This window comes from Mycobacterium sp., from assembly GCF_035603715.1.
Lineage (GTDB): Bacteria > Actinomycetota > Actinomycetes > Mycobacteriales > Mycobacteriaceae > Mycobacterium.
Window position 1 is genome coordinate 1 of sequence record NZ_DATNJW010000415.1, and the last position, 6,850, is coordinate 6,850.

5 protein-coding genes and 1 pseudogene are annotated in these 6,850 nt (G+C 67.3%); all 6 read left to right on the forward strand.

Annotated features, from left to right (window positions below; translation table 11 throughout):
* Positions 1 to 478 (forward strand): amidohydrolase family protein (locus VN856_RS17100; RefSeq protein WP_325691093.1); only part of this gene is annotated, 478 nt, incomplete at its 5' end.
* Entirely contained in the window at positions 475 to 987 is a 513-nt protein-coding gene (locus VN856_RS17105) for a transporter (protein WP_325691095.1), read from the forward strand. The genes VN856_RS17100 and VN856_RS17105, both read left to right, overlap by 4 nt.
* Positions 988 to 992: 5 nt before the next feature.
* Positions 993 to 2,102: a glutamine-hydrolyzing carbamoyl-phosphate synthase small subunit gene (gene carA / locus VN856_RS17110; protein WP_325691101.1), complete on the forward strand. Its 1,110-nt coding sequence runs from the start codon at positions 993 to 995 to the stop codon at positions 2,100 to 2,102.
* Complete coding sequence (carB, locus tag VN856_RS17115) at positions 2,102 to 5,452, forward strand: carbamoyl-phosphate synthase large subunit (RefSeq protein WP_325691097.1); 3,351 nt, start codon at positions 2,102 to 2,104, stop codon at positions 5,450 to 5,452. Before carA ends, carB begins: the two co-directional genes overlap by 1 nt.
* The gene (pyrF, locus tag VN856_RS17120; RefSeq protein WP_325691099.1) at positions 5,449 to 6,273 is read left to right on the forward strand and encodes an orotidine-5'-phosphate decarboxylase; all 825 of its coding nucleotides are present in this window, start codon (positions 5,449 to 5,451) and stop codon (positions 6,271 to 6,273) included. The genes carB and pyrF overlap by 4 nt, the downstream gene beginning before the upstream one ends.
* 443 nt (positions 6,274 to 6,716) lie before the next feature.
* Positions 6,717 to 6,850: pseudogene (gene mihF, locus VN856_RS17125) on the forward strand (integration host factor MihF); the annotation flags it as partial.

Sequence of the window (6,850 nt, forward strand, 5' to 3'; positions counted from 1 at the left end):
CGTGAACCGGGTCAACCCGCCGCTGCGTGAAACGTCCGACGCGGTGGCGCTGCGCCAGGCGCTGGCCGACGGGGTGATCGACTGCGTGGCCACCGATCACGCACCGCATGCCGAACACGAGAAGTGCGTCGAGTTCGCCGCTGCGCTGCCGGGGATGCTCGGTCTGCAGACCGCCCTGTCGGCGGTGGTGCAGGCGATGGTCATTCCCGGTCTGCTGACCTGGCGCGGTGTCGCGCGGGTGATGAGTGAGAACCCGGCCCGCATCGCCTGCCTGCCCGACCACGGGCGGCCGCTGGAAGTCGGCGAGCCCGCCAACTTGACCGTCGTGGACCCGGACGCCACCTGGACGGTGTCCGGCGCTGACATGGCCAGCCGGTCGGCCAATACCCCCTACGAAACCATGACATTGCCTGCCACCGTGACGGCAACCCTGCTGCGCGGCAAGGTCACCGCGCGCGACGGAAAGAGTCCGGCGTGAACTCGGGAACGCTGGTCGCGTCGCTGATCATGGCCGCGGTGCTGGCCCTCATCATCGCGTTCATCATTCAGCTGATGATGCGCGGTTGGCGGAAACGCGCAGAGCGCCAGGCCGAGTTGATCGGCACGCTGCCCGAGATCCCGAGCCAGGTCGGCCCAGCGGCCATCACCACCCCCGGCATCTACGTCGGCTGCACCATGGCTCCGGCCTGGAGCCAGCGGATCACCGCCGGCGACCTGGGCTACCGCAGCAAGGCGGTGCTGACTCGTCATCCCGAAGGCATCCTGGTGGAGCGCATTCGCGCGCAGCCGATCTGGATCCCAAACGAGTCGATCTCCGGGCTCCGGACCGAGCATGTGATCGCCGGAAAGGTCGCCGCCCGCGACGGAATTCTGGCGATTCGGTGGCGGCTGCCCTCAGGGGTCAAGATCGACACCGGGTTTCGCGCCGACAACCGCGACGAATACAAGGGGTGGCTGCAGAGCTGGCCGGAAGGAGTCGCGCTGTGAAGGCGATGCTGGTTCTCGACGACGGCCGGACATTCACCGGCACCGCGTTCGGCGCGATCGGCCAAACACTCGGCGAGGCAGTCTTTTCCACCGGCATGTCCGGATACCAAGAGACGCTGACCGACCCCAGCTATCACCGGCAGATCGTGGTGGCGACCGCACCGCAGATCGGTAACACCGGCTGGAACGGCGAGGACGGTGAAAGTCGCGGCGACAAGATCTGGGTCGCCGGTTACGCGGTACGCGATCCCTCGCCGCGGGTCTCGAACTGGCGAGCCACCGGGACGCTGGAAGACGAACTGGTCCGCCAGCACATCGTCGGCATCGCCAACATCGACACCCGGGCGTTGGTGCGACATCTGCGCAGCCGTGGCTCGATGAAGGCCGGCGTCTTCTCCGGTGAATCGCTCGCGTCGCCCGAGGAACTGGCCGAACGGGTGCGTGGCCAACAACCGATGCTGGGGGCCGACTTGGCCGGGCAGGTCAGCACGCCCGACACCTACGTCGTGGAACCCGAAGGGTCGCACCGGTTTACGGTGGCTGCGATTGATCTGGGGATCAAGACCAACACCCCGCGCAATTTCGCGCGGCGTGGAGTGCGGACCCGCGTGCTGCCGTCGTCGGTGACCTTCGAGCAGATTGCCGAAGTGAAGCCCGACGGAGTGTTCCTGTCCAACGGGCCCGGCGACCCGGCTACCGCCGACCACATCGTCGAGGTGACCCGCGAAGTCCTGAGCGCCGGTATCCCGTTGTTCGGCATCTGTTTCGGCAACCAGATTCTGGGGCGCGCGTTGGGCCTGTCCACCTACAAGATGGTGTTCGGCCACCGGGGCATCAACATCCCGGTGATGGACCACGCGACGGGACGGGTCGCGGTCACCGCGCAGAACCACGGCTTCGCGCTGGAGGGTGAGGCCGGTCAGCGTTTCGACACGCCGTTCGGGGCGGCGCAGGTCAGTCACACCTGCGCCAACGATGGTGTCGTCGAAGGCGTCAAACTCGTTGACGGGCCTGCGTTTTCGGTGCAGTACCACCCGGAGGCCGCGGCTGGACCGCACGACGCGGAGTACTTGTTCGACCAATTCGTCGACCTGATGACGGGGGAGAGCGGGTAATGCCACGACGGACCGACCTCAAGCACGTTCTGGTGATCGGCTCCGGGCCGATCGTCATCGGACAGGCCTGCGAGTTCGACTACTCGGGCACCCAGGCCTGCCGCGTGCTGCGTGCCGAAGGCCTCGAGGTCAGCCTGGTCAACTCCAACCCGGCCACCATCATGACCGACCCTGAATACGCCGACCACACCTACGTCGAACCCATCACCGCCGCCTTTGTCGAAAAGGTCATTGCTCAGCAGGCGGAGCGGGGCCACAAGATCGACGCGCTGCTGGCCACCCTGGGCGGTCAGACCGCACTGAACACCGCCGTCGCGCTGTACGAGAACGGCGCACTGGAACGCCACGGCGTCGAGCTGATCGGCGCCGACTTCGACGCCATCCAGCGCGGCGAGGATCGGCAGATGTTCAAGGACATCGTCGCCAAGGTCGGCGGCGAATCAGCCCGCAGCCGGGTGTGTTTCACCATGGACGAAGTCCGCGAGACCGTCGGTGAGCTCGGCCTGCCGGTGGTGGTGCGCCCGTCGTTCACCATGGGCGGTCTGGGCTCGGGCCTGGCGCACACCGCCGAAGAGGTCGACCGGATGGCCGGCGCGGGGCTGGCCGCATCCCCGAGTGCCAACGTGCTGATCGAGGAATCAATCTACGGCTGGAAGGAATTCGAGCTCGAGCTGATGCGCGACGGCAAGGACAACGTCGTGGTGGTGTGCTCGATCGAAAACGTCGACCCGATGGGCGTGCACACCGGCGACTCGGTGACCGTTGCGCCGGCGATGACGCTGACCGACCGGGAGTACCAGCGGATGCGAGATCTGGGCATCGCCATCTTGCGCGAGGTCGGCGTCGACACCGGCGGCTGCAACATTCAGTTCGCGGTCGACCCGCGCGACGGCCGGCTGATCGTCATCGAGATGAACCCGCGGGTGTCGCGGTCAAGTGCGTTGGCCTCCAAGGCCACTGGCTTCCCGATCGCCAAGATCGCGGCGAAACTCGCCGTCGGCTACACCCTCGACGAGATCCTCAACGACATCACCAAGGAAACCCCGGCCTGCTTCGAACCCACCCTGGATTACGTGGTGGTCAAGGCGCCGCGGTTCGCGTTCGAGAAATTCCCCGGCGCCGACCCCACGCTGACCACCACCATGAAATCCGTCGGTGAGGCAATGTCGTTGGGCCGCAACTTCGTCGAGGCGCTCGGCAAGGTGATGCGATCGCTGGAGACCAGCCGGGCCGGCTTCTGGACCCAGCCTGACACCGAGGGCACCGCCGACGATGCGCTGGAGCGGCTGCGGACACCCACCGAAGGCCGGCTGTACGATGTCGAACTGGCGCTGCGCCTGGGCGCATCGGTGGACCGGGTTGCCGAGGCCTCCGGCATCGACCCGTGGTTCGTCGCGCAGGTCGCCGAGCTGCTGGTGCTACGCCAGGAAGTCAGCGACGCCGCCGTGCTCGACGCCGACCTGCTGCGCAGGTGTAAGCACAGCGGGTTGTCTGACCGCCAAATCGCGGCGCTGCGACCAGAATTGGCCGGTGAAGACGGCGTGCGATCGCTGCGGCGACGGCTCGGCATCCACCCCGTCTACAAGACCGTGGACACCTGTGCCGCGGAGTTCGAGGCCAAAACGCCGTACCACTACAGCAGCTATGAGCTCGACCCCGCCGCGGAGAGTGAGGTGGCCCCGCAGACCGAACGGCCCAAGGTGCTGATCCTGGGTTCGGGTCCCAACCGGATCGGGCAGGGCATCGAATTCGACTACAGCTGCGTACACGCCGCAACGACGCTGTCGCAGGCGGGTTTTGAGACCGTCATGGTCAACTGCAACCCCGAGACGGTGTCCACCGACTACGACACTGCCGACCGGCTCTACTTCGAGCCGCTGACGTTCGAGGACGTCCTGGAAGTCTTCCACGCCGAGGAGCGATCCGGTGACGGCGGGCCGGGCGTGGTGGGCGTCATCGTGCAGCTCGGCGGCCAAACCCCGCTGGGGCTGGCGCAGCGGCTCGCCGACGCAGGTGTTCCGATCGTCGGCACCCCGCCGGAAGCGATCGATCTGGCCGAGGACCGCGGCGCGTTCGGTGACCTACTGTCGGCGGCGGGCCTGCCGGCTCCCCGCTACGGCATGGCGACGACCTTTGCGCAGGCCCGGCGGATCGCCGCCGACATCGGCTATCCGGTCCTGGTTCGGCCGTCCTACGTGCTCGGCGGGCGCGGTATGGAGATCGTCTACGACGACGAAACGCTGCAGGGCTACATCGCCCGTGCCACCGAGCTGTCGCCCGAACACCCGGTGCTGGTGGACCGCTTCCTGGAGGACGCGATCGAGATCGACGTCGATGCACTCTGCGACGGCGACGAGGTCTACATCGGCGGCATCATGGAGCACATCGAAGAGGCCGGGATTCACTCGGGGGACTCGGCGTGCGCGCTGCCTCCGGTGACCCTGGGCCGCAGCGACATCGAGAAGGTGCGCACAGCGACCGAGGCGATCGCGCACGGCATCGGCGTGATCGGGCTGCTCAATGTGCAGTACGCGTTGAAGGACGACGTCCTCTATGTGCTGGAGGCCAACCCGCGCGCCAGTCGCACCGTGCCGTTCGTCTCCAAGGCCACCGCCATACCGCTGGCTAAGGCCTGCGCCCGGATCATGCTGGGCGCCAAGATCTCTCAGCTTCGTGACGAAGGACTGCTGGCGGCTACCGGCGATGGTGGCAATGCCGCGCCGAACGCGCCGATCGCCGTCAAGGAAGCGGTGCTGCCGTTCCATCGGTTCCGGCGCGCCGACGGTTCGGGTGTGGACTCCTTGCTGGGCCCGGAGATGAAATCGACCGGTGAGGTGATGGGCATCGACCGCGACTTCGGCAGCGCGTTCGCCAAAAGCCAGACCGCGGCCTACGGATCGCTGCCGGCCTCCGGGACGGTTTTCGTGTCGGTCGCCAACCGGGACAAGCGATCACTTGTGTTTCCGGTGAAGCGGTTGGCTGATCTCGGCTTCCGGGTGCTGGCCACCGAAGGCACCGCAGAGATGCTGCGCCGCAACGGTATTCCGTGCGATGAGGTTCGCAAGCACTTCGAAGAAGCGCAGCCGGGTCGTCCGCCGATGTCGGCGGTCGATGCGATCCGCGCCGGCGAGGTCGACATGGTGTTCAACACGCCCTATGGAAACTCCGGACCACGCATCGACGGCTACGAGATCCGCTCGGCCGCAGTCGGGGTAAACATTCCCTGCGTCACGACGGTCCAGGGCGCCTCGGCCGCCGTCCAGGGCATCGAAGCCGGAATCCGCGGCGACATCGGTGTCCGCTCGCTGCAAGAGCTGCACAGCGCACTGAACAACGGCGGCGAATCGTGACGCCCGGGTTCGGCGCCCGGCTGGCCGACGCGATATCCCGCCGCGGGCCGCTGTGTCTGGGCATCGACCCGCATCCCGAACTCTTGCGGGCATGGGACCTGCCGGTCAGCGCGGGCGGCCTGGCGGCGTTCTGCGAGATCTGCGTGGCGGCCTACGCCGACTTCGCCGTCGTCAAACCTCAGGTCGCGTTTTTCGAAAGCTACGGCGCCGCAGGGTATGCGGTGCTGGAGCGGACGATGGCCGCGTTGCGCGATGCCGGCGTGCTGGTGCTGGCCGACGCCAAGCGCGGGGACATCGGCTCGACGATGGCGGCCTATGCGGTGGCCTGGGCGGGGGACTCACCGCTGGCCGCCGACGCCGTAACCGCCTCGCCGTACCTGGGTTTCGGCTCGCTGCAGCCGCTGCTGGACACTGCCGCGGCGCACGGTCGCGGAGTGTTCGTGGTGGCGGCCACGTCCAACCCGGAGGGTGCGACGGTGCAACGCGCGGAGACAGGCGGCTGCACGGTGGCCCAGTTGATCGTCGACCAGGCCGCAGCGGCCAACCATGCGATGGGCCCCGGCGCCGGTTCGGTGGGCGTCGTGGTCGGCGCGACCCTGACCGAGGTGCCCGACGTCAGCAAGCTCGGCGGGCCGGTCCTGGTACCCGGCGTCGGCTTCCAGGGTGGTCGGCCCGACACCCTGAGCGGCCTGGGTGGGGCCGTTCCGGGGCAACTGCTGCCCGCGGTGTCGCGCGACGTCCTACGGGCCGGACCGGACGTTGCAGCGGTGCGCAAAGCCGGCGAACGGATGCGCGACGCGGTCGCGTATCTGGCCGGCTGAGCCGTTCACGACCGCGATTGGCGAGCTACGACACGAGATCGTTCACTGTCGGGCCGGATGCGCTGTTCGCGGCGACACGCGCGACACGCCGCGATATTCCTAACCGGCGCAGATTCGGGTTTTTGGGCGTTCCCGAGGCGGTCGGAGCACGGTTCTCACGCCTTCCGCTCGAGAGCGGTGCACTCGATAAAAGCCCAGGTAGGGCATGCCTCGCAGCCGCGAAACCGGCCGATTGACGGCAGCAAAAACAGCGTTGACGGTCACCGGCCGGGGCCTCCCGGGTGGAACCTTCTCAGAGCCACAAGCTGCGATTTTGTAGCTTCTACCAGGGGGGCGGGTTAGATTTCGTCTGAAGGCGTGGGTACGGTCGTCACCGCTGGCTGGACTACCTAGCCAGGACAAACAAAGATCGATAGCTGTTGATGGATTGATACGGAGGAATCGTGGCCCTTCCCCAGTTGACCGACGAGCAGCGCGCGGCAGCGTTGGAGAAGGCTGCCGCCGCACGTCGAGCGCGAGCCGAGCTCAAAGACCGGCTGAAGCGCGGCGGCACCAATCTCAAGCAGGTGCTCAAGGA